The sequence below is a fragment of the Aureimonas pseudogalii genome (assembly GCF_014196835.1).
In the GTDB taxonomy this organism is placed as follows: domain Bacteria; phylum Pseudomonadota; class Alphaproteobacteria; order Rhizobiales; family Rhizobiaceae; genus Aureimonas; species Aureimonas pseudogalii.
Genome location: NZ_JACIEK010000001.1, coordinates 767,959 through 789,795, shown reverse-complemented (window position 1 = coordinate 789,795; position 21,837 = coordinate 767,959). Strand labels below are relative to the sequence as shown.

Here is a 21,837-nt window from a genome sequence, read left to right as displayed (position 1 = left end):
CGGCGCGTCAGAAGCGGCGCGAGAAAGGCGGCGGCGACGGCTTCGCAGTCGTGTTCCGGTTCGCGGGTGGGCTGGGTGGTGCCATCGAAGGCGTGGCATCGCGGCCCGTCGTGTGTGACGGCGCTTCGACCGACACGGCGCTGTCAGTCAGCTGTGTCTCGAGCTGGTTGACGTACAAGCGTGCGGCTTCGAGCTCCCGCTCCACTTCGACGCGCCGAGCGATCGTCAGTTCGCGATGCTGGCGTCGAGCGTTCCCAGTCGCGAGTTGCAGTTCGACGATGAACAGTTCTGCAGCGTCGATCGGCATCTCGATGGAGGCGCGCGGTTCGATGCGGCCCTCAATGGGGCAGCGCTCGCTGATAGTGAGGGTGACGCGACCCTTCGTGGGTGCGGCGTTGATGAAGGCCATCACTGCACCTCGGCGAAGGCGACCGGCGTGCGGTCGTTGCTGGCGATGGCGAGGCCGGCGGCGCCCATGCCGGCGATGAAGAGGGCGATGGCGGCGAGCTCGGCGAAGGCAGCGAAGTAGGCGCGCATCAGAGCACCATCGCGAGCAGCTGGCGCACGGCGGGGCCGGCGATGACGCCCGACGCGAAGCCGACGCAGGTCATGAGGATGATGATCGCTGCGGCGGCGAGCGGTGCGCCGGCGTTGCGCTCCTCCTCGCGCATGCGCTCCTCCATTTCGGGGGAGAGCGGGACGGTGCCGAATATGGATCGGCCGTGTTCGAGGTGGCGTTCGGAGAACGAGGGGAGGGGCTCTAGCTCTGCGAAGTTCTGGTCCAGCTTGCGGACGGGGATCCGGTGCTCGCCGGCGAACGTATGGAGGAGCCCGCCGGGCAGGGGTGCTCGCTCCGTCGCCGCCGCTGCGACGGTGACCGGCCAATCGGCAAGGGAGATGGGGGTGATTCCCTCGCCCTCGCAGAAGGCGAGGTAATCGGAATAGAGCGTCGCTGCGCCGGTCGCCGAGGGAGGTCTGTCCATGACGAGGCGGGCGGGCGACGTGGAGAGGTCACCGGCCGTTTGCGGGGCCAGGCGGTCGGGGAGCGGTGCGCCCGCGTTGCCGCCGGGCGAATCGGGGGTGAGGGGAGGCATGGGAAGCTCCGATCCGGTGGGGATGGGAGCGAATATACACGCAGCGTGATCATCTGCAAGACGATATTCACGCTGCGTGAACCCAGCACTCTTAGCGGGTTATCCACACTAGGATTTAATTCTGAAAAAACCGACTCGTCTTTAGGTTTTTGATCCTCTATCTCTGAGTGAACGAAATGAGAACATCGGGTGGTCGGATGCGTGATGGCAAGCGAACCGAGGCGAGCAAGGAGCATGATCGTTGGCTTCGTCGGCAAGCCGTGCAGATCGTTGCGCAACTGCCTGAAAGCGAAGAGGAGGCATTGAAAATTTTGGCGCACGCCCGCGAATTGGTATCGCGCTTCATTGGCGACGACGTTGGTCGCTGGGAGAGCCGTGCTCTTCGCTTGGTATCGAACTTCGAAAACGGTGAAGCGTCTTAGCCTGTCCGCTCTGCAAACTCATCAGCTTCGTTCGGTATCTTTTCGGCGAGCCTAAGAGGCAAGCCTGATCGATCACCGAAGTAGATCCAGTCGAGGGTCACGCCTGTCCGTCTGACAATGACGAATGCCTGATCGAGGTTGGGTCTGCGCAGGCCAGTCTCGTAATTCGATAGGGCAGCCGTCGAGAAGTCGAGAAAACGGGCGAAATCGGCTTGTGACATGCCAAGCGCGGCCCGCGTCTGGATCAGTCGCTGGCCGATGGCTCGAATGTCAGTGTCATGGGTCCGCTTCATTCGCCCATGATGCGTGTACACGCCGCGTGAATCCACCAACGTCTTATCCGTTGCCGAGTGCACACGCTGCGTGTATATCAGGCTATGGCTCAAGAACCCGTCCTCACCGTTTCGGACCTTATCTCCCGTCTTGGCGGGCTCGCGCAGGCGGCAAAGCTGTTCGGCGTGAGCATGCAGACCGTTGGTAACTGGCGTATCCGCGAACGAATTCCGTCGCGGTTCTATTTCACGCACGTTGCGGTACTTTCCGAATGTGAGCTATCCGCGCCGCCGAAGCTTTGGGGCTTCAGCAATGACATGGAGAATGGCGCAGGTGCGACGGAATGTCCTGTGCCGGTTGCAGCACATGCGGCACACGGCGGCGCGCGATGAGCAAGCTTCCCCCCGACCTCCTCGCGATCAAATCGACCACGCATGCGCTGATTGACGCCTGCGGTGGCTCCGAGGCCTGCAAGATCCTGCTCGACGGCAAGAGCGCCTCCCTGATCCGCTCTTACGCGAATCCAAACGTACCCGACCGGTACATGCCGCTCGACGACGTGATCGCTCTTGAGCGTCATGCGCAGCGACCGGTCGTCTCTGCCTGGGGCGTCGAACGACATAACGCCGACCCGGATCGCCTGCGCCGCGCCGTTGGCCTCGCCGACGTAGCTCCGTTGGCGAAGGAAAGCGCCGAAGCCATCACCGCGCTCGCCGAGGCCTTCGCCGACGGCCGCTTCTGCTCGGCCGATCGCCAGCGTACCGCTCGCGAGATCCGCGACGCGATCGCCGTCTTTTCCGAGATCCTCGAAGCCGTGGAGAGCGGGCTTTGAGCACGAAGTCCGACAAGGCTCGCATCATCGCTTTGCAGAAGGCGCTGCGCATCGCGCGCGCTGCGTTGGAGCGGCATTCCCACGACGCGGCCTGCGAGGACGCGCTGTCTGAGATCCTGAAGCTGGACCTGAACTCCAAGCCGACGCCGCTTCAGGGTCTGGTCGGCTCGGCGGCGGGGCGTCGATGACTCGCGACCGCTCGCCCGAAATGGACGCGTTCGTCGCGGAGGCCAAAGCCGTGCGCGTCGAGCAGGCGTTCGAGCGCTGCGGCTACAGCCTGTCGCGCTTGCGCCGGACCGGCGGCGAGTATGTTGGGCCGTGCCCGGCCTGCGGTGGCAAGGATCGGTTCTCGATTGCGCCGGCCAAGGGCGTCTTCAACTGCCGCGGCTTCGGCGGCGGTGACGCGATCGCTCTTGCGCAGCATCTGACGGGGCAGGACTTCCTTGACGCCTGCGAGATCTTGATCGGACAGGAACGGCCCGACCGCGCCGACGGCGACGACCGCGAGCGCCGGGAGCGCCTGCGCGCCGCCGAGGCCCGCATCGCCGAGCAGCGCCGGGTGGCGGCCGCCGCCGACGCGAAGCGTGAGGCCGGCGAGAACGAATATCGGGCGAGGGAGATGGCGCGGTGCCGCGAGACCTTCGCCGACAGTTTCGGCCTGCGCGACGAGCAGCACGACGACGCCCGTCGGTATCTCTCGGCGCGCGGCCTCGACATTACGGCCGTTGAGAACTCCTACCTGCGTACCCATCCGCGCCTCGGGTTCTTCCATAAGCTCGAGCGGGGCCCTTCGCGTTTGATCCACACCGGCCCTGCGATGGTCGCACCGTTCGTGCGGCCCGAGGACGGGCAATGGCGGATGATCGGTCTGCACCGCACCTGGATTGATCTCGACGCCGCGCCCAAGTTCCGGCCCGCCTTGCGCGATCCCGAGACCGGCGAGTCGCTGGCAACGAAAAAGATGCAGGGCTCGAAGGCCGGCGGTCTGATCCCGGTGATCGGTCGCCTGGGCACGTCGACGCGGATGGTGGCGGGCGAGGGGATCGAGACCGCGCTGGGCTTCGCTGCCTTCGACGGGCACCGGGCCGACACATTCTACTGCGCCGCCGGCGATCTCGGAAACCTCTGCGGCAAGGCGCTCGTCACCAGCCGCATCCGGCACCCGACGCTGCGGCGGACGATCAAGGGCGGCGCGACGCGTCCGCTGATGGTGCCCGGTTTCGAGCCGGACCTCGACGCGATCTGTCTGCCGGTGCCCGACCATATCGTCGAGCTCGTGCTGCTCGGCGATGGCGACAGCGAGGTCGTGATGACCCGCGCCGCACTGCGCCGCGGCGTTGCCCGGCACGCCCGCGACGGCCGCACCGTCCTCTCGATGTTCGCCCCCGCCGGCTCCGACTGGGGCGAATACAAGCCAAGCCGCGAACTGGAGACGGCATGATCGACTTCGGTCTTCCCCTGTTCTCCTACGATGTCGTGGTGATCGACCCGCCGTGGCCGTGGAAGGCGTATTCCGACAAAGGCCTCGAGAAGAGTCCCGAGGCGCAGTACGTGACCATGTCGATGGCCGACATCGCCGCGATGCCGGTCGGCGATCTTCTGGCGCCCGGCGGCATGCTGATCATGTGGGGCACCTGGCCGCTGATCGAGGCGCAGGCGACGATCATGCGCGGCTGGGGCGTGCCACCGGTGACGGGCGGCGTCTGGGCGAAGCGGACGGTCAACGGCAAGCTGCGCTGGGGCACGGGCTTCGTGCTGCGCTCGGTCTGCGAGCCGTTCCTGATCGGTCGGCTGAAGGGCGGCAGCTTTGCCCGGGGCAAGGTGCCGAACCTGATCGAGACGCTCAGCGACGCGGCGATCGACGGGCTGGCACGCGAGCATAGCCGCAAGCCCGAAGAGTTCTTCCAGCTGATCGAGACGCTCGTGCCCGTCGGGCGACGTGCCGACATCTTCTCCCGCCAGCGCCGACCCGGATGGGACGGCTTCGGGAACGAGGCCGAGAAGTTTCCGGCCGTGGCGGCGGCATGACCGCCTCCAGCATGGGCCCCGGTGCCCCTTCCAGACCAACCGACGACGGCGCGACGCCGGGGGATCGCATGCAGGATAAGCTGAACGAGACGGTCTCGCTGCTGGCGATCTGCGCCAGCGAGCCAGAGACCGATATCGGCAACGGGCGACGCTTCATTCACCGTTTCGGACCGGACGTCCTGCACATCGCGAAGATCGGCTGGCACGGCTATGACGGCCTGCGCTGGCGTGAGGACGACGACGGCTCGGTGATCCGCCCGCTGGCGCAGCGCACCGCCGAGGCGATCGTCTTCGAATGCCAGGAGATCCGGCTGACGGATGCCGAGGCGCTGATCGTCGAGGCCGGAGACGAGGCCGAAGCGGGGCTCGCCGATGCGACGAAGAGTGAGGATGCTGGCCGCATCGCTGCGGCGAAGGCCGCAATCCGCGAACGCGACCGGCTGACCGAGCGCCTCGACAAGCGCCGTGATCGGCGCGCTTCGCATGCGCGCTCCACCGCTGGTTCAGCGAAGATGGACAACATGCTCGGCGAGGCGTCTCCACACCTCAAGCGTCGGCTCGACGACATGAACGCCGACCCGCTGGCTCTGAACTGCCGGAACGGAACGCTGCGCTTCGTGCGCATCGAGGACGAGGAAAGCGACCCGGAAGAGCCGCGCTTCGTCTGGCGGGCGCGGCTCGACCCGCATCGGCGCGAGGACTGGATCACCAAGCTCTGCGAGGCGACGGCTTGCGGGCCCGACGGTGTTCCGCTGGAGCCCGGTGACCGGCTTTACGATCTCGACTTCTTCGCCGCCGGTTCGAAGCGTATGGCGCCGACGTTCCACACCTTCATGCAGACCGTGCAACCCGCGATCCAGCAACGATCCTACCTGCAGCGTCATGCCGGCTACTGCCTGACGAAGCTGACGTCCGAGCAGATGATCGGCTTCTGGTACGGCATCGGCGCGAACGGCAAATCGACCTATGCCGACCTGATCTCGGCCATCCTCTCGGACCTCGCGGTCACCCTGTCGATCGACACGTTCACGGGTGACGCCAAGCGCGACGGAGCCTCGGCCACTCCCGACCTCGTGCGGCTCAATGGCGCCAACCTCTGTATCGCCAGCGAGGGCGACGAAGGGGTTTCGGTGAAGGAGGGACTGATCAAGACGCTGACGGGCGGCGACCGGCTGCCGGTGCGCAAGATGCGCGAGGAGTTCGTCGAGATCCGTGTCCAGGCGAAGTTCGTCATCATCGGCAATCACAAGCCGCGGATCAAAAACGACGACGACGGCATCTGGCGCCGGCTCCACTTCGTGGAATGGCCGGTGCAGATCCCGGAGGCGGATCGCGACAAGCACCTCACTCGCAAGCTGCTGCTCGAGCGCGACGGCGTGCTCGCCTGGATGATCGCCGGGGCGCTGGAGTTCCTGACCTTGGGCGGGCTCGAACCGCCGGACAGCGTGCGGGCGGCCGTGCAGGAGCACCGCGAGGAAAGCGACTCGATGGGCGCGTACATTCGGGGAGCCTGCGAGGTGACCGGCGAGCCGGCGCATCACGAGGGTCCGGGAGCGCTGCACGACGCCTACGTCATCTTCTGCCGGCAGGAAGGGCTCTACCCGCTGCATCAAGCGACGTTCAACCGGCGACTGCCGGAGCTCACGCGGCGCACCTTCAAGGCGCCTGACGGGCGCATGACGCAGTTCTCGAAATCGAAGACGGGTGGGGCAACGGTCTACCGTGGCATCCAGATCAAGGAACGCTTCCGCGGCGGTCCAACCACCGGCACGCCCGACGACCGGGGGTTCTCGCCCCGTGACTGACGCGATCGCTTTGGTCCGATTTGGGGACGCTAGGGACGCAAGCCCCATCGCGAAACGCTTGCGTCCCTCGCAAAAGGGCGAACGGAAACAACGGCTTCGGACGCTAGGGAGGCTGGGGACGCAAGGTTTCCGCATCACGTGTGCGCGTGGGATCAACAGCGAGGCGAAGCCTCTTGCTCTGATCTCGCCATGTGTATGCGGAAACCTTGCTTCCCTAGCCTCTCTAGCGTCCGAACTTACTGAAATCATTGATCGTTTTAAGAGGGACGCAAGCAAAATGACCAAAGCGGTTGCCTCTCTAGCGTCCGAAACCATTGAAATCATTCAGGAAAAGGCGAAATTCGGTATGAAGGCTTCGTTTCCGACGCTGGCGGAGCAGGCGGCTTGGCTAGAGCGCGGCGAGACATGGGTCGCGCCTTATGCGAAGCCGCGCCTCGTCGAGCAAGGCGGCGAGACGGTATGGTTCGTGGTGAAGACGAACCCGCGTTGTGAGGAGCGGGTGACCGCAGGCTTGTTGGCACGCGGCTTCCAGGCGCACCTGCCACGCGGGGTGAAGCACATGTGGCGTCGCCACAAGCGCACAAAGACAGCTGTCAGCTTCCCGCTGCTGACGGGTTACCTGTTCGCTGGCCTGTCGGTGGACTCGCCGTCGTTCTACGATCTGCGGCAGGTGGACGGCGTCCACTCGGTGCTCGGCCGTCGGATGGACGACCTGTCGGCACCGGAGCGCTCGCGCTACGTGCCGATCGCCGCCGGGATTGTCGATGCCTTCCGTGCGATCGAAGCGGCGGGTGTGGTTGGCACACTGGAAGAGGAGGGCGTACGCTTTCAGCCCGGCGACACGGTCACGGTGAAGGATGGTCCGCTTCGCGGCGTGACCTTCGTTTTCGATGACTACTTCGGCAAGCACTCAGCCAAGGTCATTCCGAATATCTGCGGTGCGCTTCATCCGATTAAAATCGATGTTGCAAACCTAAAGCTGTTCGCTTAACAAGGATCACGGTCGATGCGTCGATCCTAGCTGAACCCCAAGGGGTGGACAGCAGGGCGCACCCGGAAGACGCGAGAGGCGATCTTCGAGGATAGGGAATTATGGGCTCGCGCAAGCGGGCCTTTTTCGTATCTGGGGTTAGGGCAAGCGTTCCCTTGAGCGCTCATCACCATTCGCTCGGGAGGCTGCCATGATCCCGCAGCTGTGATGGCTGCAGCTTTGGAGGAGCGGATGTTCATCGAACTTCGATGGGGCTCCATCCGCGGCTTGGAGCGGTTCTCGGAGGCGATCCGGGCGCTCGGCAACGATGAAAGCCGGAAGGTGCTGAACCGTGCGATCAACCGCACGGGCGACTCTGCCAAGGGCAAGGTCAACACCGCGCTGGCAAAACAGACGGGCCTGCGGAAAAGCATCATTGTTCGCGCCGTCAGGGTGCGCCGATCGGGCTGGGAACGTCTGGAGTATCGGATCGAGTCGAGCGGCGGCGACGTCAGTCTGAAGTATTTTGAGCCGCGCGAGACCGATGCGGGTGTCTCGGCCAAGCCCTTCGGCCAGCGCGCCGTGTTCGCGCAGACCTTTCTGAGCGGCGGCGCCTGGCCGGAAGGTCGAACCAAACTCATTGCCGGTGGGCACGCGTTCTACCGTTCCAGCGGCTCACGCCTGCCCATTGAGCGTTCGAAGAGCGGCGTGGTGATTCCTGCCGAGATGGTGAAGGGGGCAACCGCCGACGCCTTTACCGGCGCGGTCGCGAACGTCCTACCCAGGCGCATCGCCCACGAGATCGGCCGCATCACGAAGGGCGTGGTGACCTGACCTCGACGGCCGGGCGCCCGGTCGCCCTCGACCCAGACCACCTCGGCAGGCGTGACATTTCGGTGACACCGCATCGATGGTGTGACCCATATGTGACACCCCCCCCCGGTCAGGGACCGTACCAAGGTCCCCGCAGCGCCCGCGGGCGGGAAACGCCCGGGTTCTCGCCAGTCTAACGGCGTTTCGGAAGCCTAAAGAGCAACCTTTAGGACGGCTTACGGCGATTTAAGTCGCTGTTTTTGTGAACAATCACGGGATCGGTCCATGTCGGAGACCATGTCGCCCGACGCGGTCATGCCGAAGGGTGCCTTCGCCGCGCTGATCGGCGTGAGCGCCGCGCGCATCTCGCAGATGATCTCTGAGGGCAAGATCGGGCCGGAGGCGCTGGTCGGCGAAGGCCGGCTGGCGCGGATCCGGGTCGATATCGCCAAGCGGCAGATCAACGCCAAACGCGACATCGGCCAGGCCTTCGGCAACGGGCTGATGACGCGGCTGGGTGAGGCGCCTCCGCCCGAGCCTGCGGCACCGGCTGCGCCCCGACCCGACTCGATCGAGGAGCAGATCAAGCGGGAGAAGCTGCGAGCCTCGCAGTTCGCGAACCGGAAGTCGGCCGAAGAGGAAGAGGCCCGGAAGGGCCGCTTCACCGAGACCGACGAGATGCGCCAGGCCATGGGCCGTCTCGCGGCCTCCATGTTGCAGGCGTTCGAAGGGTCGCTTGCGGAGATGGCCGCCGACGTCGCCGGCCAGTTCGGCGTACCGGCGCGCGACGTCGAGCACACGCTGCGGCTTCGCTTCCGGGCGGCCCGCGAGGACATCTCGAAGCGACACCGGCGCGACGCTGCCGGAATGCCGGAGACGATGGAGACGATCGTCACGACGAACGAGGACGCCGCGGCATGACGCAGCTCGTGGTGCAGACCGCCAACGCCCAGCGGGTCGCCGAAGAGGTGCTCGCCGAGATCTGGAGCCCGCCGCCGCCGGTCGATTATCTCGCTTGGGCGATCGACAACATCGTCTTCAGCGAGCAGGAGTCCAAGTTCCACGGGCCCTACAACCCGACCCTGTTCCCGTATTTCAGCGAGATCCTGCGGGCGCTGTCGCCGGACGATCCGTGCCGGATCGTGACGCTCCGCAAGTCGGCGCAGATCGGCGGCACGGTGCTGGCGAACGTCTTTACAGGCGGCTCGGTGGACATGGATCCGGGCAGCTTCATGTTCGTGCATCCGACCGCCGACAACGCCGTGCGCTGGTCGAGAATGAAGCTGGCGCCGATGCTGAGAGGCACGGCGTCGCTGGCCGCGATGTTCCCGATGCGCTCGCGCGACGGGTCGGACTCGGTGCTCTACAAGGAGCGCGCCGACGGACGTGGGTCGATCCTGATCTCCGGCGCGAACTCGCCGGCGTCGCTGTCCCAGGTGACGATGAAGCGGCAGGTCCAGGACGATCTGTCGAAGTGGGAGATGAACCTGGCGGGCGACCCGGAGACGCAGGCGAACAGCCGGTCCCGCGGTCGCTCGGACGCCAAGATCTTCAAGATCTCGACGCCGCTGATCGACCCGGGCTGCCGCATCTCGGCGAGCTTCGACGACGGCAGCCAAGAGGAGTTCTACATTCCGTGCCCTCACTGCGAGCACATGCAGGCGCTCGAGTGGGAGAACATGCTGGCGGTGCTCGACGAGGCGCAGCCGGAAGTGGCGCACTTCACCTGCGTCGAATGCGGCTGCGAGATCCACGAGCATCATCGCGGCGCGATCCTGCCGCGCGGCGAGTGGCGGGCGAACAACCCCGGTGCCCGACGCTACCATCGATCGTTCGATCTCTGGTCGGCCTACTCGCACCTGCAACCGTTCGAGCAGATCGCGCGGGAGTATCTCGCGGCCAAGGGCGTGCCGTCGAAGGAGCAGGTCTTCTTCAACGACACGGTCGGCCGCGCCTACAAGACGCTCGGCGAGGCCCCGCCTTGGGAGACGTTGCGGGATCGCGGTGCGGTGTCGTTCTACCAGCGGGGTTCGATCCCCGCCGGCGGGCTGCTCCTGACGATGGGCATCGACTGCCAGGGCGACCGCGTCGAATGGCAGGCGGTGGTCTGGGGCCGTGATTACAGGCGCTGGATCGTCGATGCCGGCGTCATCCAGGGGCACATTTCGGAGGAGCGCTGCCAGACGCGCCTGAACGCGCTGATCGAGCAGCGGTGGGGGAACGCGGCGGGCAACAAGATCAAGCCGGATCGCGTGGCGATCGACGGCAACGCCTACACCGAGGACGTCTGGTCCTGGGTGAAGGGCAAGCCATCGAGCCAGGTCATCATGGTGCGCGGCGTCGGGTCGGAGACGGCCCCGCTGATCGCCATGGTGAAGAAGGAGAAGAGCCGCACGGGCAAGACGCTGCGCTACTCCAAGCGATTCTACAATTTCGCGACCTCGGTCCTGAAGATGGGGCTCTATCGCAACATCGTCCGCGACGACCCGCTGGCCCGCGGTTTCGTAGGGCTTCCGACCGGGATGGAGGACGAGTTTTATCGCCAGCTCACGTCGGAGAGCCGGCGGGCAAAGCAAAACAAGCTGGGGTTCACGGTCTACGAGTGGGTGAAGGAGCCCACGGTGCCGAACGAGATGCTCGACGCGCATCTGCAGGCCGAGGCCGCGGCCATCCATTACGGCATTCGCGGCATGCCCGACGCGATTTGGGATCGCCTCGAGGCCGAGCGCGACACGCCGGCGAAAGACCAGCAGTTCGACTTCGAGGACGGGTTGTTCGCCCTGCCGCCCGCCGCGGTGCCGCAGGAGACGCCCGTCACCGACCTTCAGACCGCAGCACAGCCGGTCGCCAAACTGACCCCGCCCTCGCGACCGCGCTGGAGGGGCTATAGCTGAGGCCTGATATGAGCGACGTGAAGCCAAGGATGCGCGTCAAGGCGGGCACCGCCACGATGGCAGCTCCTGTTCCGGCGGCGCGGCCCACGGCGAAATATCTGCGAAACGACCCCTCTCGCATCCTGGCGATGCGTCAGGCGGTCACTCGCGACGCTCGCATCGACGTCTGGGAGGCGGCCGAGCGCGCCTCCGCCCTGGCGCTGGACTTCGTGCACAACTCCGGCTGGCTCGCGGGAGCTGCCGATCAGGTGGTGTCCGACACGATCGGGACCGAGCTGAAGCTGAACGCCCGTCCCGATCTCACGGGCCTGCGCTACAGCGAGGAAGAGCGGTCCGCATGGTGCCGCCTCGTCGAAGCGGAATGGCGCCGGTGGGCGTGGACCCCGGCGGAATGCGATCTCGCGGGCAAGTCGACCGTGCCCGAGATGCTCGACGCCGTGGTTCGCTACCACCTCGTCTACGGCGAGGCGTTCGGTGTTCTCGACTTCCTGACCCCTTTGGGTCGCCGTGCCTACGGCATCCAGACGGGAACCAAGGTTTCTCTCGTGGCGCCCCATCGGCTGCCGCGAACCACCCGCGAGTACGAGGGGCTGGATCAGGGGATCTACCACGACGCTCGTGGGCGACCCCAGCAGTACCGTTTCCGGCGCCGGGAAGGCGGGCTCGACGTCGATGCCGTCATCGCCGCGCGCGACGTGATCCACGTCATGGACCGCGGCGACAACCCGGGGAGCCCTCGCGGCATCTCGGTCTTCGCGCCCATCCTGAAGGTGGTCGCGCAGTCCGACCAGCTGGCCGACGCGACGTTGGCGACCGCGCTGCTACAGACGATCTTCGCGGCGACGATCAAGAGCCCGGAGCCAAGCGAGATCGCGTTCCAGGCCATCCAGACGCTGGGCGACGATCTGTCCGGCTACGACGGCGCGAAGGAAACGGCGCAGGATCTGATCGACGTCTGGGGGATGCGGATCGGAGCGTTGAAGGACAAGGGCTTGTCCATGTCGAATCCGGCGCAGGTCAATCACCTTGGCCCGGGCGAAGAGTTCAAGATGCACACGGCGGCAACGCCGGGGTCGCAGTACCTGCCGTTCTCGCAGAACCTGCAGCGCGAGATGGCACGCCGGATCGGCATCACCTTCGAGAGCTTCGCCCTCGACTATTCGGACGCCACGTATTCGTCGGTCCGGATGGGCATCTCCTCGATCTGGCCCATCGTCACGCGTCGCCGGGAGCGGATCGCGGCGCCCTTCGCGCAGGCGATCTACGAGGCTTGGCTTGAGGAGAGCATCGCCGAAGGTCGGATCCCATTGAAGGGCGGATATCAGGCCTTCAAGACGCACCGGCAGAAGGTGGTCTGGGCGGAATGGCAGGGCCCGGCACAGCCGACGGCGGACGATCAGAAGAGCGCCCGCGCCGCCCAGACCCGTCTCGAGCTCGGCTTGTCGTCGCTGTCCGACGAGGCCGGGCTTCTCGGCCGCGACTGGGAAGAGACGGCCGCGCAGATCGAGCGCGAGATCACGGTCCTCGACCGGCGGAAGATCCCGCACCCCTTCGGGCGGACGATGGGCGGCGCCGGCGCGAACGCGCCTCAGCCGGACATCGAGCCCGTTCGAGTGAAGAAGAGCACGTGATGGCTGAGATGATCGACTGGTGCGAGCGCGCCGCCAAGCTTCGGCAGGTCGAGATGGCTCTCCTGTCGGGCGAGATGATTACCGAAGCGCGGTTCGGGTCGGACATGACCCGGTTCGCGGGCGCATCGCTCGGTGAGGTGACCAAGGCTCTGAACGAAGCCCTTCGCCAATGCGCGATCTCGCGCGGCGAGAAACCGGCCCGAACCCGCTTCGCGATGAGCGGGCGGATGACGCGTCCCTACTGAGGTTCCCATGGCAGCCATTCTGGAAGACGGCGTGCTTCGGCTGTCCGGCTATGTCGGCGAGTACTACTACGAAGACGGCTTCACCTCCGCCGACGTGGTGTCCGCGCTGTCGCAGATCGACCCGGGCTCGGACCTGACCGTTCACGTCAACTCACCCGGCGGGATCGCCTACGAGGGCGCGGCGATCCATGCCGTGCTCTCCGCACGCCGCGGCGTCACCGATGTCGTGGTCGAGGGTGTCGCCATGTCGGCGGCGTCGCTGATCGCGATGGCGGGTGCAACCGTCACCATGTCCGCCGGCGCCGTGATGATGATCCACGATCCCAGCGGCTTCACGTTCGGGACGTCGGACGAGCACACGAAGACGATCGCCGGTCTCGAGGCGCTCGCCACGGCCTACGCCCGCGTCTACGCGGACAAGTCGGGCAAGTCGGTCGACGAATGCCGCGAGATCATGAAGGCCGAGACCTGGTTCACGCCGGAGCAGGCCGTGGCCGCCGGCTTCGCCGACGAGACCACCGAACGCAAGGCCGAGCCGGTGGCCGCCTTCGACTACCGCGTCTTCGCCAATGCGCCGCGCCGGCTCGTCGCCATGGCGAAGAAGAAGGACTGGCGTCTCCCCGACGCCGAAACGCGCCCCGCCCCGCAGGCCACCGGCCCCAGCCCAACGAAGGAGACCTCCATGACGGAGAAGGAACGGGCGGACGCATTGTCCGCCGAACTCGAGACCCTGAAGGCGACGATGAGCACGTCTGCAACCGCCGCGGTGACCGCCGATCGCGAACGGCGCGCTGCGATCATGGCGCTGCCGGAGACCGCGGGCCGTGAGCCGCTCGCCGAGCACTTGTACGCCACCGGCAAGACGGTGGACGAGGCCAAGGCGACGCTGGCGGTGTCGGGCAAGACGACCGCTGCCGGCGACACGCCCGCCAACGACGCCACCGAGCATCAGAACCGCCGGCTCAACGGTGACGGTCTCAGCGGTCAGCCCACCGCCCGCTTCACCCCCGGCAATGGCGCACCGTCGCTCGTCGCCACCATGCGCAAGCAGCTCGGCAAGGAGCCCGTCTGATGCCCAACCCCGTCATTCTCGAAGGCCGGTACCCCAGCGACTGGCTGAAGGCCGTCAGCCACGTCAGCGGCTTCTCCTACGAGGAGGTGATCGTCGCTTCCGGCGCCGGCAAGGTGCAGACCGGAACCGTCCTCGGGCAGGTCACCGCCACCGGCAAGTTCAAGCCGGTGACCGTCGCCGCCACCGACGGCAGCCAGGTCGCCAAGGGCATCCTCCTCAACACGGTCGACGCGACCGGTGCGGACGCCCCCGCCGTGATCGTCGCCCGCGAGGCCATCGTGGTCATGCAGGGGCTGCTCTACGGCGCCGACGTCGACACGCCCGCCGAACGGCTCGCCGTCCAGAACGCGCTTCGTGCGCTCAACCCGCCGATCCTTGCGCGCGAAGGAGCCTGATCGATGAACCCCATTCTCGACATCTTCGGCAACTCGGTGTTCTCGTCGACGTCGCTGACGCAGGCCATTAACATCGTCCCGAACGATTACGGCAGGATCCGCGAGCTCGGACTGTTCGTCGATGAGCCGATCGCCACGACCAGCGTCGCCGTGCAGTTCTCGAACGGCACGCTGAACCTCCTGCCGACACGCGAGCGCGGCGCGCCGTCCTCGCTCGGCATGCCCGAGAAGCGCGGCGTTCGTCAGTTCGGCGCCTTCCACATCCCTCACGACGACTTCGTGCGGGCGGACGACGTCCAGAACATCATCGCCCGCACCGCTGCCGACCAGGTCCTCGAGGCCGTCATGTCGGTCGTGACCCGCAAGGAAGCGGTGATGCGGCGCAAGCACGCCATCACGATCGAGCACATGCGGATGGGGGCGCTGCGCGGCGAGATCCTCGACAGTGACGGCTCGTCGCTGCTGAACCTGTTCACCGCCTTCGGCGTGACGCAGAAGTCCGTCGACTTCACGCTCGGCACGGAAGCGACGAACGTCAAGGCGAAGGCCCGCTCGGTGGTCGCCTACATGGAAGACAACCTCATGGGCGAGGTGATGACCGGCATTCACGTGCTGGCGTCGCCGGAGTGGTTCGAGAAGTTCATCGGCCACAAGAGCGTCGAGGAGATCTACAAGTACTACGACGGGCAGAACAATCCGCTGCGCCAGGACGTGCGTCGCGGGTTCCCCTTCCACGGTCTGACGATCGAGGAATACCGGGGCTCGGCGCAGTACCTGCAGGAAGACGGCACCTACGCGAACCGCCGCTTCGTTCCCGCCGGCGAGGCCATCGCCTTCCCGATTGGCACGACCGACACGTTCACGACGTACTGGGCGCCGGCGGACTTCATGGACACGGTCAACACGTTCGGCGAGCAGATCTACGTCCGCCAGGCGGTCGATCCGGAGTTCCAGCGGTACGTGAAGCTGCACTCGCAGTCGAACCCGCTGCCCCTCGTGAAGCGTCCCGGGCTTCTCGTCCGCCTCACCTCCAGCAACTGAGGATCGTTCGATGCAGGTCAGAAACAACGAGTCGGGCAAGATCGAGACGATGCGCTTTGGGCCGGCGCAGGACGCCGTCAGCGCCGGCACCCATACGATCGTGAACGTCGACGAGAGCGGCAAGCCGAAGCGCGTGCTGACCCTTGCCGAGATGTCGAAGGATCAGCTGCTCGCGACGGCGACGAAGCGCGGCGTCGAGGTGAGCCCGTCGGCGACCAAGGCCGAGATCCTCGCGGCGCTGCAGCCCGAAGGCTGACCCGCCATGCCTATCCGCGGGGCCCACGGCGATGTCCGTGCCGAGGTCAGTGCGGCCGTCGACCGCGCGTTCGCCGAGCCGGTCGAGATCGCCTTTCTCACCAAGGGGCGTGCGGATCCGGCGAAGCCTCCTTCCAGCATCATGGCGGTGCTGCGCACCGGCGGGGGCGAGGAGGGGAACCTCACCGGCGGGACGGCGCAGGACTGGCGGACGCGGATCGCGTCGGGGAAGGCCGAACTGCACATCGATCTCGCGGCGTACCCGGCCACCGGCGTGCGGCTCGGCGATCGTATCCGCGCCGTCAGCCGGCGGGGCAAGCCCTGGTTCGAGATCCTGCGCATCGATGATCGCGGCGACACCCGCCTCGTTCTGATCCTCGGCGAAGTCTGATGGAGGCCACATGAGCATTGCTCGCATCGCCCTGCGCATCGCCGCCGTCGAGGCCATCAAGGGGCGGACGGACGTTGGGACGAACGTTCTCGACAGTCCGAACGGCGCCCTCGACATCCAGGCCAACGGCGAGCTGCGGACCGAAGAGGACAAGCCCTTCGTCTCCGTCTTCACGGACGAGGGCGTCGCCGAGTCTATCTCGGGTCGCGGCTTGCTCGAGAACGGCGTGTGCGTTCTCGTCATCGAGGCCGGGATCTCGGTGGCGATGACGCAGACGAACGATCTCGGGGAATCGGTCCTTGCGATCGGCGTCCCCGCATCCGACCGCGGGTTCGAGTTCACGTTGGGCCTGCTGCATCGGCAAGTCTGCGACGCACTGATGGACCCCGACAATCCCTGGGGCGAGATCTGGCGCGGATTGGCGAACCGCATCATCAAGATCGAGGTCGGTTCCAAGCGCACCTCAACCGACGGGCAACGCCTGGCAGGGCATCAGGCTCGGATTTGGGTCGATCTCGTGAACGATCCGGCCCGCGGGGAACCGATCGACCCGGCGGCGCCGATCGGTCAGTTTCTCACGGCGCTCGCCGCCAGCGAAGATCCCGACAACCGTGTCTTCGCCGCCAAGCTACGGCAGGTGGTCGGCGGCGACGTCGATCTCGACTGGAAGGCGCACCAGCGCCGATACGGCATGACGCGCGCGGCGCTTCTCGCCATTGGCCTCGGTCCGGTCGAACAGGATGAGGACCGTTCGACACCGGCTCTGACGGCCGTGGAGCATGACGTGCGGCAGGTCGCACCGTGAGCTACGACCACGATCTCGCCGAACTGCGCGCCGAGATCGAGTCGCTTCGCACCATCGTCTCGAACCTGCTTCGCCCCGGCACCGTGTCCAAGGTCGACAAGGCGAAGGGCTACCGGCTGCAGCTCGGCAAGGATGGCGAGGGAAACCCCTACCTGTCGCCGTGGCTGCCGCATCCGGAGACCGGCAAGACGAGCGTGCCGCTGAAGGTCGGGCAGATCGTCGGGCTGATGAGCCCGACCGGCGACCCGCAGCAGGGCTTCCTGCTACGCGGCGGCTATTCGGATGGGCACAAGAGCCCGAACGAGAACATGGACGCGAACGTCTTCGAAGACGCCGGCGTGCGGATCGAGGTGGCCGGCGGCAAGCTGACCATCTCGGCTGGGGGGCTCACCCACACGATCTCCAGTGACGGCGTCACGACCCGGGTCGGCGGTGTCGGCCACACGGTCTCCGGCGACGGCGTCGCGACGACCGGCGGCGCGATCACCCACGACGAGAAGAACATCGGCTCGTCGCATCGTCACGGCGGCGTCGCCCGCGGCGGCGCGCTGACCGATCCACCCGCATAGCCCGAGGAGGCGTCATGGATTTCGACCGACGCACCGGCGCGAGGATCTCCAACTACGAGAGCGCTGTGCAGTCGGTCAAGATCCTGTTCTTCTCGCAGGTCGGGGAGCATGTGCTGCTGCGCGAGTTCGGCGCCGGTCTCCTCGAACTGCTCGGCCGCAAGCTGACGCCGCGCCTGTTCGCCACCTTCATGCTGCTGATGGCGGCGGCGATCGACCTCTGGGAGCCTCGCTTCCGAGTTCGGCGCATCATCCCCGGCGGTACCGTCGATGCCATTCGCCAAGGCCAGGCGGCGTTCGCGATCGAAGTGGACTTCCGCCCGAACGCCCATCTCGGCGACGACACGGTCGAGAGCGTCCAGACCCTCGGCCTCTGGTTCGGCCGCACACCGCGGATCACGACATGAGCACGCCGACCACGATCGATCTCACCCGCGTGCCGCTGCCGGGCGCGATCGAGACCTTCACGCCGGCGCAGCTGCGCGCCGCCTTCATCGCCCGCTTCCTTGCCGCATGGGACGAGGAGCGGGCCCGCGACGCGACGCTGCCGGCCTTCACGATCGGCGAGCTCGAGGCGAACCCGGTGGCGGTTGTCGGTCGCGCCTCGACCTATCTGCGGGTCGGTGACCGCCAGCGGGTGAACGACGCGCTGCGCGCCCTGTTCGCGACGACGGCCAAGGGCACCAACCTCGACGCGCTCGTCGCGCGTCAGAACGTCCAGCGCCTCGTGCTGCTGCCGGCGACAGTGAACGCGCCGGCGGTGATGGAGGGCGACGACGCGCTGCTACGCCGCTACCTGCTGTCCTTCGATCGGCCCTCGGCGGGCTCGGAGGGCGCCTACCTCTTCGCCGCGTTCACGGCGTGGCCGCAGATGGGCGACGCGCGCGTGAACGGTCGTGCGGTGCATGGTCGGCGCGGCGACACCGACGTGGTGATCATTGGGCCCGGCGGGCGTCTGCCCACCTCGGAAGAGCGCCGCGCGGTGTCCGCCGCATGCCTCGCCGCCGACGTGCAGCCGGAGGCGGTCAGCGTTTCGGTGATCGTGGCCCGGCGTGCCGAGTATGCCGCAAGGCTGCTGGTGGAGATCCCGAACGGCCCCGACGCGGCCCTCGTCGAGGCGGACGTCATTGAGCGGGTCACGGGCGCGACTGCGGCGCGCACGCTGATCAAGGCGGAGATCCCTGCCGGGTTCCTGCCCGGTGTCGCCTACGGGCCGAACGTCATCAAGGTGCGCGACCTCGCGCCGGTCTCGATCGCGCCCGACCCTTACACGGTGCCGGTCATGACGAGCCTGACGGTGACCGTTGTGGTGCGGCCGTGACGAACGCACGCGACATCCTCTACCGCGAGGCAGGACCGTTTGAGCGCGCACTGGCGAAGGCCCTGTCCGACACGCTGCCCGTGCCGCTCGTCGAGCTGCTCGACCCGAGCCGGACGCGTGTCGAGTATTTGCCGTTCCTCGCGGCCCACGAGAGCGTCGATCTCTGGTTCGACGACTGGTCGGAAGCGCGCAAGCGGCGGATGGTGGACGAGGCGCTGCACCTGGCGGCGTTGAAGGGCACGCGCGCGGCGATCGCGGTGTTCCTGCCCTACGTCGATGCCGAGGTGATCGAGCGGGTGTCCTACCCGCGTCGCTTCGTGATCGGGCGCTCGGCGCTCGGCCTCCAGCCCATCGGGCACCAGCCGTTCACGGCGCACCTTCTGGTCCGCGTGCCACTCCGGCGCCCGGCCAACGCGATGATCATCGGCCGATCCGCGATCGCGCGGGCCGGCCTGCGAACCCTGGATCAGACCCCGCTTCGCCGCGTCGAGCGCGCCATCGTCGTCGCGAAGGCGCCGGAAACCCTGATCTCCGTGAACTACGGACACCGCCGCCCCGTCACGATCGACGACGGCTTCCCGCTCGACGGCACCTTCCTGCTCGGCGGCTACCTCCATCGAAAGAGGCTCTGAATGAGCAAGCGCGTCCTGTTCAACGAGGCCGAGATCGCCGAGCCGGGCGATTTCGACGATGCCGCGCTGTTCCCGACCGATGCCGTCGACAGCCTGATCGACGACGCGATCGCCTATCCCGCACACTGGGCGGCGATGACGGTCTCGGCCACGGCGAACAGCCAGGAAGTGCGCGTCTCGGCCGGGCGCTACTTCGAAGGCCGGGTCGTCTATGAGCTCGACGCGTCGGTCGACGTGAACCTCCTGACGCAACTGCCCACCGTGGCGTCGGACGAGCGCTGGGTCGCGCTGATCCTGCGGGGCTCGGTCGAGACGCTGGCCGAGAATCGCGCGTTCGAGACGTCCACCGATCCCGAGGTGTCGACGCCGGTGGTGCGCTCGGTGCCGAAGGTCGAGGCGCGACGCCTCGGCATCGTGGTGCAGCAGGGGCTTGCCACGCCAGCGCCGGCGCAGAAGCCGGTGGTCGCGGAGACGGACTGCTGCATCGCCTTCGTACGGCTGAAGTCGTCGGGCGTGCAGGAGATCGTCACAGGCGAGGGGTGGCGGGTCAAATCGCTCTACGAGGTCGAGGGCCGTGTCACCGCGATCGAGGTGAACCTGTCGGCGCTGTTCCGGCGCACCTCCGCGCTGGAGACCGATCTCGCGGCGCTCGCCGCCAAGTTGAACGGCCTTCCCGTCCCGCGGCCCGAGATCATCCGCCAGATGCGCCGCGACATCGCCGCGCTGCGCATCAAGGGCGACGTGCCCGAGGGCGCGCGCTCCGACTTCTACGATCCCGGCCTCGTGCCGGATCAGTGGGATTTCGGGCAGGTCGCCGGCTACACCGCGCAGTTCCGCGTTCGCGAGGGGGTCCAGTTCCCCTACTCGAACGTCAAGATCGAGCGCATGGAGGTCGTCGGCGAGGACAATCCGCTGATCAACTTCCGCGGTCGGCGGATGATGCCGGCGTGGGACGAGATCCTGCGCATCGAGAACACCGGCTCGGGTGGAACGCGCGACATCTCCTCGGTGGTGCACTCGGTCGTGACCGCGATCCAGCGCACCGTGGCCATGTCGAGCGTCTCCTACGGCCCGACGATCAACGTCTGCGAGAACGCCGCCGAGTGGTCGGCGGTGGGGCAGGCGGCCCATGCCGGGTCGTCCTTCAACGCCAACGGCGCGGCCTACCAGACGGTCGGTCTCGTGGTCGACAACGGCTACACGCCGGACGGCTACGTTCCCGGGCACCAGGTCTTCGCCGTCCAGCAGATCCAGCACCATTCTTGGACCGAGACCTACTGGGACTACATCACCGAGACCTTCGGCTTCAACGGCTCGGTCTACGGCCAGACCTTCCTCGTCGCCAACCCGATGATCGCGACCTCGGTCGAGATCCAGTTCACGAAGATCGGGACGGAAGGCGGGGTGAAGCTTGCGCTCTGCGAGACCGATCCGACCGGCGCGCCGGTGGTCGAGCGGGTGCTGGCCTGGGCCGAGAAGACCCCGACCGAACTCGCCGCCGGCGGGACGGGCTGGAAGAAGTTCGCCATCCCCATGACGTTCCTGACGCCGGGTCGGCGCTACGCGTGGTTCACCGTCACCACGGGCAACCACCAGCTTCAGGGCTCGACCGCGAACCGGTTCACCGGCGGCACGTCCTTCCGGCTGACGGACGGGGCCTGGGCGCAGGGCGACCAGGACTTCGACTTCAACTTTCGGGTCAACGCGGCGCGCTTCCGCCATGCGCGCACGGTGGTGGCCTTCAAGCCGATCACGCTCGACGGCGGCATGACCGAGTTCCGGCTGTTCTATCCGAACTGGGTACCGGGCGGCACGAAGCTCGAATGGGAGATCCGGCCCTTCTACGGGAACGGGGTGGATTCGGACTGGGTGAAGCTCGAGCCGAAGGATCCGAACCCGTTGTCCGGGCTACCGGCGCTGGTGGAGCTGCGCTGCACGATGCTCGCGACGCAGGATCTCGGGCCGATGATCGAGCTGACCGACAAGGCGACGGTCCTGACGGCCCGCGTCGGCAACGTGCTGCAGGCGATCACGAAGGTGCTGAACCTCGGGCTGACCACCACGACGTTCCAGACCCTGACCTATCTCGACGACTTCAACGACGACATCCACAACTTCAACCCGCGCATCATGGCCGGGGCCGCGGCGAACGCCATCGGCACGACGCTTATCGCGCCAGACGTCTCGACGGTGACGGTGCTCGACCGACCGGAGCACGTGGCCGTGCTATCGACCTACACAGTGCCGGCAGGAACGCGGTTCGTTCGGCTGGCGCCGGGCGGCAACACGACGTCGATCACCGACATCTTCTTCATCCAGAACATCGCGGGCTTCGCGCTCTAAGGACCGTTT

28 protein-coding genes are annotated in these 21,837 nt (G+C 66.8%); 24 read left to right on the top strand and 4 right to left on the bottom strand.

Going from position 1 to position 21,837, the window contains the following annotated elements; genetic code table 11:
* Positions 1–7: 7 nt before the first annotated feature.
* The 3 genes from GGR04_RS03580 to GGR04_RS03575 are packed head-to-tail and all read right to left on the bottom strand — an operon-like array spanning position 8 to position 1,094.
* Positions 8–409: a hypothetical protein gene (locus GGR04_RS03580; RefSeq protein ID WP_183197925.1), complete on the bottom strand. Its 402-nt coding sequence runs from the start codon at positions 407–409 to the stop codon at positions 8–10.
* Positions 409–537 (bottom strand): hypothetical protein, encoded by a 129-nt coding sequence (locus GGR04_RS24230; protein WP_281383021.1) that lies wholly within the window; start codon positions 535–537, stop codon positions 409–411. Before GGR04_RS24230 ends, GGR04_RS03580 begins: the two co-directional genes overlap by 1 nt.
* Positions 537–1,094, bottom strand: coding sequence for a hypothetical protein (locus GGR04_RS03575; RefSeq protein WP_183197923.1), 558 nt, complete (start codon positions 1,092–1,094; stop codon positions 537–539). Before GGR04_RS03575 ends, GGR04_RS24230 begins: the two co-directional genes overlap by 1 nt.
* 197 nt (positions 1,095–1,291) lie before the next feature.
* Here GGR04_RS03575 and GGR04_RS03570 point away from each other — a divergent pair, with 197 nt between their 5' ends.
* A complete protein-coding gene (locus tag GGR04_RS03570; protein WP_183197921.1) occupies positions 1,292–1,516 on the top strand; it encodes a hypothetical protein in 225 nt (74 codons plus the stop codon).
* Here the strand turns inward: GGR04_RS03570 and GGR04_RS03565 are convergent.
* A complete protein-coding gene (locus GGR04_RS03565) occupies positions 1,513–1,902 on the bottom strand; it encodes a helix-turn-helix transcriptional regulator (RefSeq protein ID WP_183197919.1) in 390 nt (129 codons plus the stop codon). The genes GGR04_RS03570 and GGR04_RS03565 overlap by 4 nt on opposite strands.
* On the opposite strand from GGR04_RS03565, the gene GGR04_RS03560 reads away from it, so the two are divergent.
* From GGR04_RS03560 to GGR04_RS03450, 23 genes are all read left to right on the top strand, one after another.
* Positions 1,894–2,181 carry a hypothetical protein gene (locus tag GGR04_RS03560; RefSeq protein ID WP_183197916.1) on the top strand — a complete coding sequence of 96 codons (288 nt, stop codon included), beginning with the start codon at positions 1,894–1,896 and terminating at the stop codon, positions 2,179–2,181. The genes GGR04_RS03565 and GGR04_RS03560 overlap by 9 nt on opposite strands.
* Positions 2,178–2,621 (top strand): phage regulatory CII family protein, encoded by a 444-nt coding sequence (locus GGR04_RS03555; protein ID WP_183197914.1) that lies wholly within the window; start codon positions 2,178–2,180, stop codon positions 2,619–2,621. Before GGR04_RS03560 ends, GGR04_RS03555 begins: the two co-directional genes overlap by 4 nt.
* The gene (locus tag GGR04_RS03550; RefSeq protein WP_183197911.1) at positions 2,618–2,809 is read left to right on the top strand and encodes a hypothetical protein; all 192 of its coding nucleotides are present in this window, start codon (positions 2,618–2,620) and stop codon (positions 2,807–2,809) included. Before GGR04_RS03555 ends, GGR04_RS03550 begins: the two co-directional genes overlap by 4 nt.
* On the top strand, positions 2,806–4,062 hold the full coding sequence (locus GGR04_RS03545) for a DUF7146 domain-containing protein (protein WP_183197909.1): 1,257 nt from the start codon (positions 2,806–2,808) through the stop codon (positions 4,060–4,062). The genes GGR04_RS03550 and GGR04_RS03545 overlap by 4 nt, the downstream gene beginning before the upstream one ends.
* A complete protein-coding gene (locus GGR04_RS03540) occupies positions 4,059–4,649 on the top strand; it encodes an MT-A70 family methyltransferase (protein ID WP_183197907.1) in 591 nt (196 codons plus the stop codon). Before GGR04_RS03545 ends, GGR04_RS03540 begins: the two co-directional genes overlap by 4 nt.
* A gap of 68 nt (positions 4,650–4,717) precedes the next feature.
* The gene (locus tag GGR04_RS03535; protein WP_183197904.1) at positions 4,718–6,454 is read left to right on the top strand and encodes a phage/plasmid primase, P4 family; all 1,737 of its coding nucleotides are present in this window, start codon (positions 4,718–4,720) and stop codon (positions 6,452–6,454) included.
* Between the two features lie 277 nt (positions 6,455–6,731).
* Positions 6,732–7,445, top strand: a complete 714-nt coding sequence (gene nusG, locus GGR04_RS03530) for a transcription termination/antitermination protein NusG (protein WP_183197902.1) — start codon at positions 6,732–6,734, stop codon at positions 7,443–7,445.
* A gap of 231 nt (positions 7,446–7,676) precedes the next feature.
* Positions 7,677–8,258, top strand: a complete 582-nt coding sequence (locus GGR04_RS03525) for a hypothetical protein (protein WP_183197900.1) — start codon at positions 7,677–7,679, stop codon at positions 8,256–8,258.
* 264 nt (positions 8,259–8,522) lie between these two features.
* Positions 8,523–9,158, top strand: coding sequence for a hypothetical protein (locus GGR04_RS03520; protein WP_183197898.1), 636 nt, complete (start codon positions 8,523–8,525; stop codon positions 9,156–9,158).
* The gene (locus GGR04_RS03515) at positions 9,155–11,131 is read left to right on the top strand and encodes a phage terminase large subunit family protein (RefSeq protein ID WP_183197897.1); all 1,977 of its coding nucleotides are present in this window, start codon (positions 9,155–9,157) and stop codon (positions 11,129–11,131) included. The genes GGR04_RS03520 and GGR04_RS03515 overlap by 4 nt, the downstream gene beginning before the upstream one ends.
* 8 nt (positions 11,132–11,139) lie before the next feature.
* Entirely contained in the window at positions 11,140–12,762 is a 1,623-nt protein-coding gene (locus GGR04_RS03510; protein WP_246392657.1) for a phage portal protein, read from the top strand.
* Positions 12,762–13,007 (top strand): hypothetical protein, encoded by a 246-nt coding sequence (locus GGR04_RS03505; RefSeq protein ID WP_183197896.1) that lies wholly within the window; start codon positions 12,762–12,764, stop codon positions 13,005–13,007. The genes GGR04_RS03510 and GGR04_RS03505 overlap by 1 nt, the downstream gene beginning before the upstream one ends.
* Before the next feature lie 7 nt (positions 13,008–13,014).
* Entirely contained in the window at positions 13,015–14,079 is a 1,065-nt protein-coding gene (locus GGR04_RS03500) for a head maturation protease, ClpP-related (protein WP_183197894.1), read from the top strand.
* Positions 14,079–14,474: a head decoration protein gene (locus GGR04_RS03495; RefSeq protein WP_183197892.1), complete on the top strand. Its 396-nt coding sequence runs from the start codon at positions 14,079–14,081 to the stop codon at positions 14,472–14,474. Before GGR04_RS03500 ends, GGR04_RS03495 begins: the two co-directional genes overlap by 1 nt.
* A 3-nt stretch (positions 14,475–14,477) precedes the next feature.
* A complete protein-coding gene (locus GGR04_RS03490; RefSeq protein ID WP_183197890.1) occupies positions 14,478–15,515 on the top strand; it encodes a major capsid protein in 1,038 nt (345 codons plus the stop codon).
* A gap of 10 nt (positions 15,516–15,525) precedes the next feature.
* A complete protein-coding gene (locus GGR04_RS03485) occupies positions 15,526–15,771 on the top strand; it encodes a hypothetical protein (protein WP_183197888.1) in 246 nt (81 codons plus the stop codon).
* Between the two features lie 6 nt (positions 15,772–15,777).
* Positions 15,778–16,161 carry a hypothetical protein gene (locus GGR04_RS03480; RefSeq protein ID WP_183197886.1) on the top strand — a complete coding sequence of 128 codons (384 nt, stop codon included), beginning with the start codon at positions 15,778–15,780 and terminating at the stop codon, positions 16,159–16,161.
* Positions 16,162–16,171: 10 nt separating this feature from the next.
* Complete coding sequence (locus tag GGR04_RS03475) at positions 16,172–16,966, top strand: hypothetical protein (RefSeq protein WP_183197884.1); 795 nt, start codon at positions 16,172–16,174, stop codon at positions 16,964–16,966.
* Positions 16,963–17,535, top strand: coding sequence for a phage baseplate assembly protein V (locus tag GGR04_RS03470; RefSeq protein ID WP_183197882.1), 573 nt, complete (start codon positions 16,963–16,965; stop codon positions 17,533–17,535). The genes GGR04_RS03475 and GGR04_RS03470 overlap by 4 nt, the downstream gene beginning before the upstream one ends.
* A 14-nt stretch (positions 17,536–17,549) precedes the next feature.
* Positions 17,550–17,939, top strand: a complete 390-nt coding sequence (locus GGR04_RS03465; RefSeq protein ID WP_183197880.1) for a GPW/gp25 family protein — start codon at positions 17,550–17,552, stop codon at positions 17,937–17,939.
* A complete protein-coding gene (locus GGR04_RS03460; RefSeq protein WP_183197877.1) occupies positions 17,936–18,853 on the top strand; it encodes a baseplate J/gp47 family protein in 918 nt (305 codons plus the stop codon). The genes GGR04_RS03465 and GGR04_RS03460 overlap by 4 nt, the downstream gene beginning before the upstream one ends.
* A complete protein-coding gene (locus GGR04_RS03455) occupies positions 18,850–19,485 on the top strand; it encodes a phage tail protein I (protein ID WP_183197875.1) in 636 nt (211 codons plus the stop codon). The genes GGR04_RS03460 and GGR04_RS03455 overlap by 4 nt, the downstream gene beginning before the upstream one ends.
* Positions 19,486–21,828, top strand: a complete 2,343-nt coding sequence (locus tag GGR04_RS03450) for a hypothetical protein (RefSeq protein ID WP_183197873.1) — start codon at positions 19,486–19,488, stop codon at positions 21,826–21,828.
* The last annotated feature ends 9 nt before the right edge of the window (positions 21,829–21,837 follow it).